Below are 15,221 nucleotides of genomic sequence, written 5' to 3'. Positions count from 1 at the left end.
GTCAGGAGGAGTGGACGAATCGATTTGCGGGCCGCTGCAGGCCGAGGTTGCCCCTCAGAGTCGATCCCGGAACCGGGCGTCGCGTCAATCCGGACTTCGACAGCGCCGGAAGCACGAATTTGGCCAGCACCGGAAGGTCCTCGTCGATCACGAGAGCGTGGAAATGAACACCGTCGAGGTGTCCGGCCAATTTCTTCAGAACCACGGCCGCTTCCCCCGGATCTGCAGCCAGGAGCAGTCGGCCAGTGACGACGGCATTCCCGTACGAGTTCAGCTCGATCAACCGCTGCGCCGCAGACAGATTCGGCGTATCGAATGCCACATCGACCTCGGCGACCACCAATGACGCGCCCTCATCGCGCGCCTTGGCAGCCGACTGTGCAATGGCCTCCACCGAATCACCGGAAACGAGAACAACATCGGCCTGGTGTGGTTCGATGGCGCCGTAGTGGCCGAACACCACCAACTGGCCTTGCGGCGGCCGCGGAACGATTGACGGCCCCTTCACCGAGAAGGTGTCGCCCTCGAAATTGACGTAATGCAGACGATCACGCTCGAGGAAACGCCCACTGAGATAGTCACGGACGACGGCGTCGTCCTCCCACGAATCCCAGAGATCTGTCACGACGGTAACCGAATCCCGCTGCTCCTGCTGACGCGCCGACTCCGTCGTTACCGGAGCCCTCCCCCACGCCCTCGCCGCGGCATCGTCTTCGACCGGAACAGCAAGCCAGCCGCCACGCCCACGCGAGGAGTAGTCCAATGTCGCCAATTGCGAAGAGGTGTGGAACGGTTCGGCGTACGTGGTCCCGACGACGGGGACCAGTCCGATCGTGCTGGTCGTCGCCGCCACGTATGACGCCCTGGAGACGGCATCGATGCGGCCGACAACGTCACCACTCGGAGGGAGGATGGAATCGTCGAACGTCGCGAAGGTGAAGCCCGCATTCTCGGCAGCCGCGACGCGATCGCGCACAGCCTTACCCGTGAGCAACTGATCCGGGCGATGTGAGCTTCGGCGCCAGGCAGCGGGGTGAGTGCCCTCGCCGTCCAGTTCGATACCCACGGCAAATACAGTCATGTGTCCTCCATCGGTCCTGGCGGTAGCACCCACACTGCGCAAACGAAGCGGGTTGCTGCGGCATCATCGAGCCAGGTCTCTCAGCCACTCTGGATGGTGGATGCAATCTATGCGGGCGACGCTGAACAAGTCAAATCGCACTTTACGAATCATATTGACCTACAACATATTTCAATACAATCATCCTGATCGAAAGGGTTGCGCAACGCTAGCCGACGTAGACACCGAAGAGCCCCGCCCGACTCGCGTCGGGCGGGGCTCTCGGTGTGCGCTGGAAAGCTACTTCGCGCCCATCCATGCCTGATCGAACAGCATGATGCCGGTTGCAGTCGGAACCACACCGTGCACGTTCTTCTGCCAAGCCCAGAACGACGTGAGCCCGCCGATCGGCGCCGACGGAACCGTCTCGTTCCACAGCGTCTGAATCTTGCCGATGATCGCCAGGGTCGACGAATTATCCTTGGCTTGTTGTAGATCTGCGATCAGCTGATCCATCGCCGGGTTCGCATATCCAGCAGTATTCGCCATCGAGGTGCTGTTGGTCGTGGAGAACAATCCGAGATCGAGAATCGACTCGTACATTCCGATGCCCGCGTGCGCGAGGTCGAAATCGTGCTTGACGTAGACGTTCTGCACGATGTCGCCGGCGTTGTTGGCCAAGATCAAGTTCACCTCGAACCCGACGGCCTGCAACAGTGACTGCACGGCGAGACCGATCGCGTGGTCCTTGGGCTCACTGAGCACGACGTAGTCGAGAGTGCCGTCGTATCCGTCTGCCTTCGCCTGATTCAGAAGCTCCTTGGCCTTTTCGGGGTCGTAGGCAATACCCGGTGTGTCTACGTGCCATTGCGACGTCGGACCGAACAACTCCGAGCCAGGCAGTCCCTCACCGTTTTCCACGCGCTGATCGATCAATGTCGTGTCGAGCGCGTAGCCGATCGCCTGGCGGACGCGAACATCCGAGCCCGGTCGGCCTTCACGATTGTTGACAATCTCGGCACTACCGGCGTTGAGCACGTCGATGTAGCCGGGGTAACCAGCGGACTTGGCGGAATTGATCGCCGAAGTAAGGCCGCGAATGTAGGCAACATCGAGCTGACCGCTGTTCAATGATTCGAGATTGGCCTGCGGACCGTTGAGTGCAACCATCCGCAGTTTGTCCAGCTTGGGAGCACCGCCGTAGTAGGACGGGTTGGCCTTGAAGATTCGCTCGACGCTCGGCGTGAAGAGATCTTCGGTGAAGGGTCCGGCACCCACCGCGGTGAACTTGTCGCCTTGCTGCGAACTCGGGGCGACGATCATCCCGTGCCCGAGAGCGAGCATCGACGGAAAGCGCATCCACGGCGTCTTCAGCTTGAAGTCGACCGTCGTGGGACCGCTTGCCTGCGCCGATTCCACCGAAGCCAGCCACAACTCGGCGCCATTGCCCTTGCCCGCGTTGTACCGATCGATGCTTGCAATCACGGCGTTGGCGTCGAGCGCGGAACCGTCGCTGAACTTCACACCGTCGCGAAGTTTCAACGTCCACGTGCTTCCGTCATCGCTGGTATCGAGCGATTCAGCCAACTTGGGCTCGAACTCGCCGCTCGCAGTGTCGTAACTCATCAGGACGTCGTACACCGCAGCAAAGGCCTCACCGCCGGAACCGCCGCGCGCTGCCGTCTTGGTCGGGTCAAGTGAGGGAACGAGAACCTGCACGCCGTACGTCATGGTCCCGCCGGCGACCGCGTCGCCTGGGTCCGGTTGCTCGTTGACCATGCCGGTCACGACGTCCCCCGACGTATTCGTCGTATCGGTTCCGCTGTCGTCACCGTTGCTCGCGCAGCCCACCAACAGAACCCCGGTACCGAGCAATGCGACGGCGACCCGGCTGACTTTCCCGATGCGCCAAGATCTCGAGTGCGACACGGAGATTCCACCTCACTTCCAGTAGACGCAGCCACGGATCGGCCGCAATCGGCTAATAGTGATGTCCTCTGTGGAGTGACGCCCAGCACGTTCCCGGTGACCGGAAACATTCACGGAGACAAAGGATGCGCACAACTGAGATGATCGGGCCGAGTGGTTGACGGCGACTGACATCCGAGCACGAGAAAGCTCCAACCTTATGTTCGAAGAACATGAGATTGGAGCTTGTCGATAAGAATTATGGTGGCCAGGGCCGGGATCGAACCGGCGACCTTCCGCTTTTCAGGCGGACGCTCGTACCAACTGAGCTACCTGGCCGGACGGCACCCGAACCGAATGCCTATCGCATTGCTTTGTTCTCAACCAATTGATTGAGAACAAAGCTTTGCGACCCTGACGGGACTCGAACCCGCGACCTCCGCCGTGACAGGGCGGCGCGCTAACCAACTGCGCCACAGGGCCTTGCTTTTTCCTTGCTGTGAAACCGTACTACATCTTCGAGCCGCTCCCAAACCACTGTCCTGGCCTGGCATTTGTGCATCTCAAAGCGTGTCGTGCGGGTCAAACCATACTGCATCGTTTCGCTTTCGCAAAACGTACCCCCTACGGGATTCGAACCCGCGCTACCGCCTTGAAAGGGCGGCGTCCTAGGCCGCTAGACGAAGGGGGCCCGCCGGATCTCTCCGAACTAGTACCCCAACGGCGTTCCGTTGGGAGCTTGGATAGCTTATGGCACAGCGTTCGGAAATCACAAATCGCCTGGTCATGGGCGAAAAGTGGACTATTCCGCGTCGGGGAACTCCACTTGTGGCCAGCCGTCGCGATGAAACTTCTCCAACCACTCCGGTGTGGCCATGGCTTCGAGCACCACTTCGAGGGACTCCTCGAACCACACACCCAGATCGCCACTCGAGGCAATCAGGTCCGCCATGTACCGCTGGCCGGCAAGGCTCGCTGCCAGTACGCGCGTGAATTTCTCCGGGTCCACGTCTTCGCGGAGCAAACCGTCGTCCTTGGCGCGCAATGCCAACTCGTAGGCGGTCTTTCCCCAGACCTGCCCGCCACCCGATTGCACATCCTTGTAGAACTCCGGCTCGATGATCAGCCGGAATTCCGCCTGCACGATTACCTCGGTACGGAAGACCTCGGCAATGTCGAGCACAAGCCCGTGCAAAGCGACGAATGGATCGAGGTCTGTTCTCTTGGCCCAACGATCAGTGATTCCAGTGAAGGTTTCGATAGCCGAGGTCAGAACCGCTCGCGCCAACTCTTCCTTGGACTGGAAATGGAAATACATGGCGCCTTTGGTGGCGCGGGAGCCCTCGAGGATCGTGTTCACCGACGCAGCTGCATAGCCGCGCTTGGCGAATTCGACTGCAGCCGCTTCGACCAGGGCGGCGCGGGTACGCCGCGCACGCTCTTGTTGACGTGCCATTTACGGTGTTGTGCCTCTCGCAGAGTTGGTACGCAGAATCGCCGTGATCGGCGCCTGTCATCCCCCGAAACCTCACAATATCCCCTCCAACACACCCTACGTAAGGACTAGAGCGATACCCGCCAAAAGTACTAGAGGCAATCGGCTGTTCGGGGGACAACAACCGACTTTATGCCCAAAAGACACCAAGTGGTATGGTTTTGGCCGCTCGGGTGCGCTGCAGGGGGTGCGCATCCGAGCTTTTTCGTGTCCGAGATTCCGATAATCCGACCTCGCAGACGGAACTGCTTCGCCGACGGATGAACGGCAATCCCAAGGTTTTAAACAACTAATGCGATTGTTTATTCCCCAGTTTTTGTCGAAACCGTGCTGGCAGCATCGAAATAACACAGTTAGACTGTCTAAATGAACGATGGCGAGGGTCGCAGCAAGACTCGGGACGAGATCGACGTACTTTGGGACGATCTGGGTGCCTTCGTCCGGCGTCTCCGCACCAAACGCCACGACCACAAACTCACGCCGAGCCAGATCCAAGCTCTCGGCCACCTCGACCGACAAGGTCCGTTGACCGCAAAAGAGCTGGCAAAATTCGAGCGCGTCACACCGCAATCCATCGCAAAGACCGTGGCCGCGCTCGAGGAACAGGGCATGGTGACGCGAAGGGCGGATCCATCGGACGGCCGCGCGGCCTTGGTCACGATGACCGAACTAGGCACGTCGACCCTTCACGAAGACCGAACCAAACGCACGCAGTGGCTGGCCGAGGTCATCGACGCCGAGTGCACCGAAGCCGAGCGTGACTTGCTTCTGATCGCCGGCCGAATCCTGCGCAGACTAGGCCAGGGCGCGTCCCCAGCATCGACATCGATATCAGAGGAGTCACTGATGAACCCGTGACCGCCGTCGTCGAAACGTCGACACCCCAAGCCTCCGTTCCCCTGAAACTGAGTCTTGCTCTCGGTTCGGGAACCGTTCTTCAGGCACTGAACTCGTCGATGATTGCGGTGGCAATCGTCCCGATCGCCACATACTTCGGTTCCAGTTCGGGCACAGCGTGGGTCATCTCGGCTCTCTACATCGCGACTGCAGTCACGGCACCGGCGGCGGGGCGACTCGGATCGATCCTCGGCGCCAAACGCGTCTATCTGGCGGGATTGGGTCTGATCGCTGCCGGATCGATCCTCGGCTCGCTCGCCCCGTCGCTGGGTTGGCTTATCGCGGCGCGAATTCTGCTCGGAATCGGCACGGCGACACAGTATCCGAATGCGATGACCGTCATCCGCGAATACGCTGACCGTCACCGGGCTCAAACCCGTTCAGCTATAGCAACACTCACCATTTGCGCTCAATCGGTCGTCGCGCTGGGGCCTACTCTCGGCGGGTTGCTGGTCGGCACACTCGGTTGGCAGTCGATCATGTGGGTGAACCTCCCGCTTGTCGTCGTCACTGCCATATGGGTCTTCTTCGCCGCTCCGAGCGCCTCCGCCCTGCCCGACCGGGCCGGCGCCACTGCGTTGTTCAAGTCACTCGACCCACTCGGTATCACGCTGTTTCTGGCCCTGACGACGTCGACGATGCTCTTCCTCCTGTCTCTCGCCGAGCACGCGAAGTGGTATCTCGTCCCGTCGACGGCCCTCTTCGCGTTCCTGTTCGTCTGGTGGGAACGTCGAACCACCTCGGCGTTCATCGACGTCCGTGCCGTCGCCCGAAACCGCGCACTGAGCATGACTCTCGGCCGGACCCTGCTGACTTACACAGCGTTCTACTGCATCTTCTTCGGACTCCCCCAGTGGCTACAGGTAGCCCGCGGAATGTCACCGATCAGCGCCGGGCTCTTCATGCTGCCCGTCGCTGCGGTCGGGATCTTCGCGACCATGTCCGCGTCCAGGGTGTACGGGAAATTCGGCGCACGAATCACCCTCCTGATCGGCACCGCCGCGTTGGCTGTCGGCGGGATTCTGATCGCCTTTGTCGAATCCAGTTCGACTCCCCTTGTGGCACTCCTGCTGATAGCGGCGATCCTGGGCATCCCCAACGGCTTCAACAACATGGGAAACCAGAACCTGATCAACTCGGTGACCACCTCCGCCGACGTCGGGACCGCGATCGGCCTGTACCGAACAATCCAGTACATCGGCGCCAACCTTGCGGCCGTCGTCATCGAGCTGACCATGCGCGGAACCATCGACGACCCGGGTCTGCATCGCACGGGCGGGACCATCGCCGTCATCGGAATCGCCCTTCTGGTGGGGGTGGTGTTTTCACGGACTCTGCGGTCCCGTTAGACTCTGCGCCGCGCCCCTATAGCTCAGTTGGTAGAGCTACGGACTTTTAATCCGCAGGTCGTAGGTTCGAGTCCTACTGGGGGCACCAAAGGAGTCCGAGGTCGAGACGGTTACCACCGCTCACCTCGGACTTTTCTTCGTTTTGCTAGTCGGAAAAGAGCATGAGATTAGCGTGACGAGCGGGGTTGGCCGAGCATGTCAGTGACCCATGGCAAGGTCATCGTCGTGGATTACTTCCCTGTGCGGATAGTCAACTCATCCTCCTGGTGGTCACTGTGGATTCCTTTTCTCGGTTCACTCGCAGTGGCCCTTGTAGCGCTGACTATCGGAATCAAAGCCAACCGGACAAATCGGGTAGCAATCGAGCGGGCCGACAAGCGCGAACACGAGCGCTGGAGAATGGATGCCGTCGCGAAGGCTGCCGCTTCGATTCTCGAATGCTCACAGGATGCCCGCTCCGTCGCAGACGAATTGGTACTGACATACCGCCGCGCCATGCGGCGCAAAGAAGAGCTTCCTAAATCTCCAGACCGTTTCGACTACCAGAAGCAATCCGAGAAGCTACGCAACGCGTGTTCCACATTGACGTTCTCGGCCGGACCCGGAGCAAACGATGCGACCCTCGGCCTTATGGGCAGCCACCGATTTGTCTTGAGTGCAATTCACGCACTTGAATCAATGATCGCCAACCAGTACTCGGGGTGGACTGCTGAGGATGGAAGCACCGATCCTGCTGCGCTCCTACAGAGTTCCTTGAATGGGATCAGTACCCACTGTGAGGGGGTCACGGCTTCTGAAGGACTCTTCGCGTCAGCTATACGCCGGGATCTCGGAATTTCGGAACCGACCACCAACGTGACACACAGGACTTGGATGAGCGAGGACGCACGACTCAACTCACCGCCAGAACCGACCCAATAGAAAACGGGGGTAGTCCTTACGCTCGTAACACCCGGCACCTACAGCACCGGGCAGTATCTTATTGCTACGGGGAACGCGCTGATGCACAAGGAAACATCATCGACAACAACATGGTGAGCATTTCTCAATCAATCACGGTAACTGTCGAGGAATCCGATGGTGCCTTCACCAGCAAAAAATGCGGCCCTTAGAAGTTGGTTGGTTAGCCGACAGACCTCCGACCAAATAGCCAGACGATGTTCGACAGTTGGGGCTGAGCCCGGCTCAAGACCCACAAGCCCGGACCCCGCGACGGTTCCTGCGATCGTCGATGGCTCGTCTACGATGTCCACGAGTTCCTCGAATCCGAGCGCAGTCCAATCCAGTCCGACCAGTCTGATATGTATCAGACATGAAACGGACACTCATTGCGCTCACCTTGGCGCCCCTAATACTCGCCGGTTGCGCAAACGAGGCCGAATCGAACAGTGCAGCAGACACCACAACCTCCGCACGGCAGGAATCGTCAAGCACAGAAACAACCACGACCCGCTCGTCGCCGACAACCTCTCAGATGTCCCCACGAGGGAACTTCATGACCGCAGTTGGCGCTGAATCCGCCATTGGTGACGTGAGCTCCAACGAACCGGCCGTCATTTGGAAGGTCACTGACATCACCGTAGATCCCCAGTGCACGCAGTCATTTTCAATTCCTGCAGTCAACGGTCACCTGATCTCGGCATCCTTCGAAGTCGAAACCACCGACATCTACTCGGCTGACTTCCGCGCCAGCTTCGCGCCTCAGAACGACTGGACGATCATCGATGCAGATGGCTATACCCAGACGAACCCGACCTCTGATGCGAGCACCTATTGCCTACCCCAGGATGTGCCCCGAGACCTCGTCCCTGCATCCAAGTACAAGTTCACGATCGTATTCGACTCGAAGTCACCCACCGGAGTTCTTCAATACCGGCCCTACATGGGATCCAGCGACGCAGGATGGGAATGGAACTTCCCGTCATGATCGAATTCCTCCGCTCGAACGCCGGGCTTTTCTGGCAGTACGGCCTCGCTGCACTTTTCCAACTCGTCGGTGTCGTTCTTGTCGTCCGAGATCTCATGCGATCTACCAAGAACGATCGACTATTGCAGAAGAACCTAGCAGTGCTCTCGAAGGTTAAGACCGATATCCCAGAGGACATGGAACCGTTCGTCGCAGAAAAAGTTGAGAGCGGTGACCTTCACCCCGAGGTTGCAGCCACCACGCTCTCTGCAATCAATGCTGGCGCGCAGGCAGAGGGGGCCTGGCTGGTCTTGGACCAGATCATCGGGCACGCCAACGCGACTAAGGAGCCGAAGAAGTGGCTCGTGTGGGCCGGCCTCTCATCACTCCTGCTCGGCATAGTCTTCGCCTTCTCCGCGAGCGTGTTTGCGGTCCGCTGATTTCACTTGGATTCCCGCAAGTGAATACGCGCACGGTGGCTTCAGAGTGGTCACAGACGACGCGTGTGACCACGTAGCCAGGCATCATGAGGCGGACCTCGGATCGGCGTTCACCTGCCGAAACGAGGTCCGTTCGTCATTGGGTGTCACCAGGTGTCACGTCTGGGTTCTACTTTTAATCCGCAGGTCGTAGGTTCGAGTCCTTCTGGGGGCACAAACACAGACCCGGCGCCTCATTCAGAGGCGCCGGGTCTTGTGCGTTCATGCCACATCAATTCGTGCCACATCAATGCATCAGCAGGTCATCGAAGCAGGAACTCGAGGGTCACGCGCTCGAATGCCTCCTTGGCTTCGATCATCACCCAGTGCCCGCAGTTCGGGAATACATGCAGTTCGGCGTTCGGAATCAGTCGCATCGGAATCATCGGCATGTCCGGTGGACACTGCCTGTCGTCGAGCCCCCATGTCAGCAAGGTCGGGCATTGCACCTTGTGCATCATCGACCAGTACGGCGGCACATCCGAGTTGGACATCATCTGCTGCTGAGCGGCAAAGGCTTTGGATCCGTACATCGCGGTCAATGCCTGGTGCGAGGCCGGATCGTTGGCCGTTTCCCATCGTTCCTCGATCCGCGCCTCGGTGACGACAGTCTTGTCGTACACCATGCATTCGAGCCATCGAACCAACTTCTCACGGCTGGGAGCGTCGGCGAAGTCCTGCAGGAGACGGGTACCTTCACTTGGATTCTGACTGAAGATGTTCGGGCCGACGCCACCGATGGTGACCAGCCTGCAGACACGCTCCGGGAACCTCATCGCGACGTTGACGCCGACTACCCCACCCATCGAATTGCCGATCATCGCAGCCGATTCGATTCCCAGCGCGTCCATGAATCGGATCACCGACGACGCTGCCGTGATCACCGGATGGCCGTCGACGGGATCGCTCACGCCGAAACCCGGGAACTCGAGGATGTAGCAGTGGAAATGCTTCGCGAATACCTCGAGGTTCCCCCGATAGTTCCGCCAACCACTCACACCGATCCCTGAGCCGTGCAACAGGATCAACGGCGGACCATCGCCCGCCTCGTGAAAGCGCAAAGTCCCCTTGTCGGTAGCGACTTCGCGTTTGGTCCCCTCATAGGTCACGTCCATCACGCAAGATTAGAACGTGTTACAGATTCAGGACGGCTGATTGCGGAACTTCGCAACCACCGTCAGAAGCATCCCCCGCTACCTCGACGCCCACTGCGATTCGTGGACTTCTGCTCGCTCGGTTTCGACTTCCCCGGCCCAGCCTTCACACACCGGTTGGGGCGCCGCACTTGCTCGAAGTGTCCGGCGCTCACAACATGACCGGCCACACTCACCCGGACAGACGTGTCTGCGCGGGCGGTTCCGACTTCCCCCGAACCCAACGTCAACGCGAATGCAGCCACCAGCACCAGGGCTACCTTCTTCGAGATCTTCATTGGCACGGCCACTGAGACACGGTTCCACTCCAGATACTGAACAGGTGCGCGCGCCGAAGGAACACGCTGAGTATCGACGATATTCAGTACGGGTGGCCGGCCGCGATCCTTTAGCTCACCAGTATCTGAACAGTCGACAACAAAAGTTGGGGCGGCACGTCAACATCCCGAGGGCGTCAACGAGCCAACGACCAAGCTACGCACCAATACTGAGAATCACGTAAACATCGTGCAGACGCCGGGGCCGGCGCCTTTCGAAAATCCCCCAAAGCGATGTCCAGGTTCACGTCCTGCCTGAATCGTTCTGTTTGGTACTTTTACCCCCTGAGGCGCACTCCTCAGATTCGCTGTCGACCCAGCACAAACGGCGTGCAGTACAAATCGGATACTGCGGCCCGCGAACGCCTTACCAAGCACTCACGAAAGCCCGGGCAAACATGACCGAAACGGAAACCACAGTGCGGGACGACCCGCCGCGGACGCCATTCGAACCCGAGGATCGCTGGGTTCCCGTCGACCGTAGATGGTTCGGCCTGGACCGAGCGACCATCATCCCGGCAGCGATAGTGCTGGCCGTTGCGATAGTCATGAGCATCCTCATCCCGGCCGTCAACAACTCTGTCGCCTACGACGACGAAGTCGTGGCCGGGGATGTCATGGAACTCAAAGACGGCATCACCTTCGTTCCCGCCGTCGGCTGGGGAATCACAGACGGGGTCCGCGAAACTGATGCTCCCGTCTCCGGTTCGTTCCCGCAGCGCGCAACTCTGGTGAACAGCGGTGCACTGTTCACCGTCTACACGGCACCCTTCGCCGGTGACGCGAACGCTTTACTCGAACAGATCAAGAAGACCTCGGACGCCCTGGCAACAGCAGAGTCTTTGCGCGTCAGCGGCGACTCTTCCTCGATCACCACGGCGAGCGGCATTCGTGGTGTCATCACCAGCTACTCGAACTCGACTGCCGACGGCGTGATCGCAGCATTTGTCGTCGACGGAAAAGGCATCGAAGTTGTCTCCACCGGGCCGAGCGATGTGGCTCCGACCATCACGGACGACATTGCTCACATGATCGTGAGCATCAGCCACCGAGCCGGAGAGGGTTCCTGATGAGCACTCCCACAACACAACCCGCAAACGATCTCCTCACCCGCGCCGGTGCGATCGAGAACTCCGGTTGGGGTAGGTCGTTCACGTTCTACCAGCCGCGCAACGCCGCTTTCTGGGTTTACCTCGCTTTGGTGGTGAGCGGCGCCTTCAAATTCTTCTCGCTGCTGTCGTCGTCCGCCGGCGCTTACGGAGAAGCCATCGCGCTTTCGCTGGTGCTGTTCGGTGTGTACGGCGCCATCTTCTGGTGGTTCACGCAGCACATCGACAGGTACGCGCGCCAACCGGTCAAACTGATCGTCGTTGCGTTCCTGTGGGGCAGCTTCGCCGCTACATGGGTGATGGCCGCAAACGCCAACGACGCCATCTTGTCCTTGTACGCCAAGACATTCGGACAGGCGTGGGCATCGGACTGGGGCCCCGGCCTGACAGCTCCGTTCACCGAAGAAATCGCCAAGGGCATCGGGTTGCTCCTGCTCATCGCACTGGCATCTCGATTGGTGCGCACCGCATTCGACGGATTCATCCTCGGCGCCTTCATCGGACTCGGCTTCCAGATCTTCGAAGACGTTCTGTACGCCTTGAACTCGGCCGCGTCGCAGTTCGGAGCCGATCCGGTCGGCGCTGCGATGCCGACGATCATCCTCCGCATGGTATTCGGAGTGGCCGCACACACTCTGTACAGTGCGATCTTCGGTGCCGGACTCGTCTATCTACTGGGACGGCCGGCGGAACCGCGTCGTGTGGGGCGCGGACTCGCGCTGATGGCGACCGCGATGCTGCTCCACGGCCTGTGGGATTCCGCCGGTGCCTTGACACAAGGCAAGAATGCACTCCTCTTTCCGCTCTTCTTTGTCATGGTCGCCGCTGCATTGACCCTCGTGGTCCGCGTGTTTCGAATGACGGTTCCACGTGAACGCCAGTTCCTGAGCGACATCCTGGCACCGGAAGTCGACCGTGGTGTCATCACGGACGAAGAATTCGTCGCTCTGTGCGGCGACCACAAGGCACGCAGGGCTTTCCGCAAATCTGCAGGCGGACACGCGGCCCGTAAACGCGCCGAATACGTCCTCGAAGCCGCGGCAGACCTCGCCGACGCTCTGGCAGACTCCCACGGAACCAACACCGGCCGAGTCGAATTCGCTCGATCCGAGGTAAGTCGTATCAGGAGTGGTCAGCCGTCGGTCAAGCTCTGACCCGCTCCGAACTGGAATTCAACGCCGCGTCCCCTCGTGCGAGAGCACAAGGGAACGCGGCGTTGGCCATTGATCACGTTGCACATCCGGTTCGTCACGTCGCGATCAACCGCTGAACCGCCCCGACCGCAGCCTCGCGACGCTGAGCGACGGGACGGGACGACTTGAGCGCGAACATCCGGGCGATGTCGGTGATCAACAGAATCAACTCCGCGGGATTCCACTCGGGGTCGATGTGTCCCTCGAGTTGACCTTTGCGAATCTCGGCTACCTTCGGCCGGAACGTCTTGCTTCGTATGTCGTCCTCGCTCATGACGTCCGGTGCTTCGAGATCCGCCCATTGCTGCAATCGAGCGTTCTCGGGATGCGCGACGTAGTTGTCGAAGAGTCGACCTGCATACCCCGGCAGATCATCACCTCGTAGCGCTGTCTCCGCTGTGGTTTCGGACGTCCATTGCTCAGTGACGGCAGAAAACAACTCTTCCTTGCTCGCGAAGTACGCGTAGAGACGGTCCTTGCTGGCACGCGCTTGCGCGGCGATCCGATTGATCCGCGCGCCGGCCAGGCCGTACGTCGCAAATTCGTCCTTTGCGGCCGCCAGAATGCGGTCTCTCGTGGCTTCCCCTGCTGAGCGCATGTTCACAGCCTAGAACGAATCGACCGTTGCCGAACCATCCGGTTCGGCGTAGCGTGCAGAGTTGACGAACAATTTGGTTCGCGAACTTCGGCCAACTCACCCGCCGACGCAAGGAGAGACATGAATCTCGATGACGCTCGAACCGCATTCACCCGGCTCCGTGGATCGGAAAGTGGTGTTTCACCAGCAGAACTCGACGAAGTGTGGGCCGCGCTGGAAACCGTTGCCGCCGAAGAAATCCTCGGCGAATGGAAGGGCGACGACTTCGCCACCGGTCATCGTCTGCACGAAAAACTGTTCGCGAGCCGCTGGTACGGCAAGACTTTCAATTCCGTCGAGGATGCCAAGCCGTTGATCTGCCGAGACGAAGACGGCAACCTCTACTCCGACGTCAAGAGCGGCAATGGCGAGGCAAGTCTGTGGAACATCGAGTTTCGTGGCGAAGTCACGGCGACGATGGTCTACGACGGCGCGCCGATCTTCGACCACTTCAAGAAAGTCGACGATTCGACGCTCATGGGCATCATGAACGGCAAATCGGCGTTGGTTCTCGACGGCGGACAGCACTACTACTTCCTGCTCGAGCGAGCGTGATTCGCGCCGAACAGAATTCGACGTCCGCCATGCAGATGACAGCGGCGCTCTCACACGGCCCGCACTCCCCCTTCACACTCGACACCGTCGAGATCGACCAACCCCGCGCAGACGAGATCCTGGTTCGCATCGTCGCGACAGGCCTGTGCCACACGGATCTGTTCACGAAGACGGTGCTACCGGAAAAGCTCGGGCCCTGCGTGTTCGGACACGAAGGCGCCGGCGTCGTGCAAGCCGTTGGCTCGTCGATCGACAACATCGCGGCTGGTGATCACGTATTGCTGAGCTACCGCAGTTGCGGTGTATGCAGGCAATGCCTCAGCGGCCATCGGGCGTACTGCGAAAGCTCACACGGGCTCAACAGCTCTGGCGCACGCACCGACGGCTCGACGCCGGTCCGGCGAAAGGGAACTCCGATACGGTCCGCATTCTTCGGCCAGTCCAGCTTCGCGGAATACGTCATCGCCTCTGCCGACAACACCGTCGTCGTCGATCCTGCGGTGGACCTGACCGTCGCGGCTCCGCTCGGCTGCGGGTTTCAAACCGGCGCGGGTGCCGTGCTGAATCTACTTCGCCCCGAGCCCGACTCGACGTTTGCCGTTTTCGGGGCAGGCAGCGTCGGACTCGCAGCGCTGCTGGCGGCGAGGGCTGCCGGCGTTTCCACCCTGGTCGCCGTGGACCCCGTTGCGCAGCGGCGCGAACTCGCCGAGGAATTCGGCGCCGTCACTGTCGATCCGACCACCGAGGACGCGGTTGAAGCAGTACGCGCCGCCACCGACGGAGGTTCGACACATTCCCTCGACACCACCGGAATCGGCTCCGTGATCAATCAAGCCGTCACATCACTTCGAGCACGGGGAACACTGGCGGTAGTCGGACTCGGAGCATCCACGGTCGAGGTGAACATGGCCGACATCATGCTGAGCGGAAAGACAATTCGAGGATGCATCGAAGGAGAGTCGGAAGTCTCGACGTTCATCCCCGAACTCGTCGAACTCTTCACTGGTGGCCGATTTCCGATCGACCGCTTGGTGACGCGCTACGCATTCGCCGACATCAACAAAGCCGTCGAAGATCAAGCGTCGGGGCGCGTCATCAAACCCGTTCTCGTGTGGTGAGGGGCGAAATGTCTCATTCGTCGACCCGACGGAATTCGCCCTAG

General features: G+C 60.1%; 15 protein-coding genes, 4 tRNA genes and 1 riboswitch. Of the genes, 10 read left to right on the top strand and 9 right to left on the bottom strand.

What is annotated here, in order from left to right:
* Position 1: 1 nt before the first annotated feature.
* From QM596_RS05895 to QM596_RS05870, 6 genes are all read right to left on the bottom strand, one after another.
* Positions 2-1,081, bottom strand: coding sequence for an LLM class flavin-dependent oxidoreductase (locus tag QM596_RS05895; protein ID WP_283308360.1), 1,080 nt, complete (start codon positions 1,079-1,081; stop codon positions 2-4).
* A 4-nt stretch (positions 1,082-1,085) separates the two neighbouring features.
* A riboswitch (SAM riboswitch) is annotated at positions 1,086-1,181 on the bottom strand.
* A gap of 179 nt (positions 1,182-1,360) precedes the next feature.
* The gene (locus QM596_RS05890) at positions 1,361-2,989 is read right to left on the bottom strand and encodes an ABC transporter substrate-binding protein (RefSeq protein WP_019745064.1); all 1,629 of its coding nucleotides are present in this window, start codon (positions 2,987-2,989) and stop codon (positions 1,361-1,363) included.
* A 241-nt stretch (positions 2,990-3,230) separates the two neighbouring features.
* A tRNA-Phe gene (locus QM596_RS05885) sits at positions 3,231-3,307 on the bottom strand.
* A gap of 70 nt (positions 3,308-3,377) precedes the next feature.
* A tRNA-Asp gene (locus QM596_RS05880) sits at positions 3,378-3,451 on the bottom strand.
* Positions 3,452-3,586: 135 nt separating this feature from the next.
* Positions 3,587-3,659, bottom strand: a tRNA-Glu gene (locus tag QM596_RS05875).
* A gap of 111 nt (positions 3,660-3,770) precedes the next feature.
* Positions 3,771-4,424, bottom strand: a complete 654-nt coding sequence (locus QM596_RS05870) for a TetR family transcriptional regulator (protein ID WP_019745065.1) — start codon at positions 4,422-4,424, stop codon at positions 3,771-3,773.
* A gap of 405 nt (positions 4,425-4,829) precedes the next feature.
* Between QM596_RS05870 and QM596_RS05865 the strand changes: the two genes are divergently transcribed.
* The 6 genes from QM596_RS05865 (at position 4,830) to QM596_RS05840 (ending at position 9,055) form a co-directional block, all read left to right on the top strand.
* On the top strand, positions 4,830-5,321 hold the full coding sequence (locus tag QM596_RS05865) for a MarR family winged helix-turn-helix transcriptional regulator (protein WP_021345391.1): 492 nt from the start codon (positions 4,830-4,832) through the stop codon (positions 5,319-5,321).
* The gene (locus tag QM596_RS05860) at positions 5,318-6,709 is read left to right on the top strand and encodes an MFS transporter (protein WP_283308359.1); all 1,392 of its coding nucleotides are present in this window, start codon (positions 5,318-5,320) and stop codon (positions 6,707-6,709) included. Before QM596_RS05865 ends, QM596_RS05860 begins: the two co-directional genes overlap by 4 nt.
* A 12-nt stretch (positions 6,710-6,721) precedes the next feature.
* A tRNA-Lys gene (locus QM596_RS05855) sits at positions 6,722-6,797 on the top strand.
* 107 nt (positions 6,798-6,904) lie between these two features.
* Positions 6,905-7,630: a hypothetical protein gene (locus QM596_RS05850; protein WP_283308357.1), complete on the top strand. Its 726-nt coding sequence runs from the start codon at positions 6,905-6,907 to the stop codon at positions 7,628-7,630.
* 574 nt (positions 7,631-8,204) lie between these two features.
* Positions 8,205-8,636: a hypothetical protein gene (locus QM596_RS05845; protein ID WP_283308356.1), complete on the top strand. Its 432-nt coding sequence runs from the start codon at positions 8,205-8,207 to the stop codon at positions 8,634-8,636.
* Positions 8,633-9,055 carry a hypothetical protein gene (locus QM596_RS05840; protein WP_283308355.1) on the top strand — a complete coding sequence of 141 codons (423 nt, stop codon included), beginning with the start codon at positions 8,633-8,635 and terminating at the stop codon, positions 9,053-9,055. Before QM596_RS05845 ends, QM596_RS05840 begins: the two co-directional genes overlap by 4 nt.
* 302 nt (positions 9,056-9,357) lie before the next feature.
* On the opposite strand, the gene QM596_RS05835 is transcribed toward QM596_RS05840, so the two are convergent.
* Entirely contained in the window at positions 9,358-10,209 is an 852-nt protein-coding gene (locus tag QM596_RS05835; RefSeq protein WP_134999847.1) for an alpha/beta fold hydrolase, read from the bottom strand.
* Positions 10,210-10,271: 62 nt separating this feature from the next.
* A complete protein-coding gene (locus tag QM596_RS05830; protein WP_134771706.1) occupies positions 10,272-10,538 on the bottom strand; it encodes a hypothetical protein in 267 nt (88 codons plus the stop codon).
* A 425-nt stretch (positions 10,539-10,963) separates the two neighbouring features.
* On the opposite strand from QM596_RS05830, the gene QM596_RS05825 reads away from it, so the two are divergent.
* Together QM596_RS05825 and QM596_RS05820 are read left to right on the top strand one after the other, a co-directional pair.
* Entirely contained in the window at positions 10,964-11,635 is a 672-nt protein-coding gene (locus QM596_RS05825; protein WP_046379179.1) for a hypothetical protein, read from the top strand.
* Positions 11,635-12,828, top strand: coding sequence for a PrsW family intramembrane metalloprotease (locus tag QM596_RS05820; RefSeq protein ID WP_019745070.1), 1,194 nt, complete (start codon positions 11,635-11,637; stop codon positions 12,826-12,828). Before QM596_RS05825 ends, QM596_RS05820 begins: the two co-directional genes overlap by 1 nt.
* A gap of 94 nt (positions 12,829-12,922) precedes the next feature.
* Here the strand turns inward: QM596_RS05820 and QM596_RS05815 are convergent, their stop codons facing one another.
* Positions 12,923-13,465, bottom strand: coding sequence for a TetR/AcrR family transcriptional regulator (locus tag QM596_RS05815; RefSeq protein ID WP_029256113.1), 543 nt, complete (start codon positions 13,463-13,465; stop codon positions 12,923-12,925).
* 120 nt (positions 13,466-13,585) lie between these two features.
* Between QM596_RS05815 and QM596_RS05810 the strand changes: the two genes are divergently transcribed.
* Positions 13,586-14,059, top strand: coding sequence for a DUF4334 domain-containing protein (locus QM596_RS05810; RefSeq protein WP_019745072.1), 474 nt, complete (start codon positions 13,586-13,588; stop codon positions 14,057-14,059).
* A gap of 29 nt (positions 14,060-14,088) precedes the next feature.
* Positions 14,089-15,177 (top strand): NAD(P)-dependent alcohol dehydrogenase, encoded by a 1,089-nt coding sequence (locus QM596_RS05805; protein WP_029536955.1) that lies wholly within the window; start codon positions 14,089-14,091, stop codon positions 15,175-15,177.
* Positions 15,178-15,221: the final 44 nt, after the last annotated feature.

The sequence above is a fragment of the Rhodococcus sp. IEGM 1406 genome (assembly GCF_030056745.1).
Taxonomy (GTDB): Bacteria; Actinomycetota; Actinomycetes; order Mycobacteriales; family Mycobacteriaceae; genus Rhodococcus_F; species Rhodococcus_F erythropolis.
This window is presented reverse-complemented; position numbering and strand designations above follow the sequence as displayed.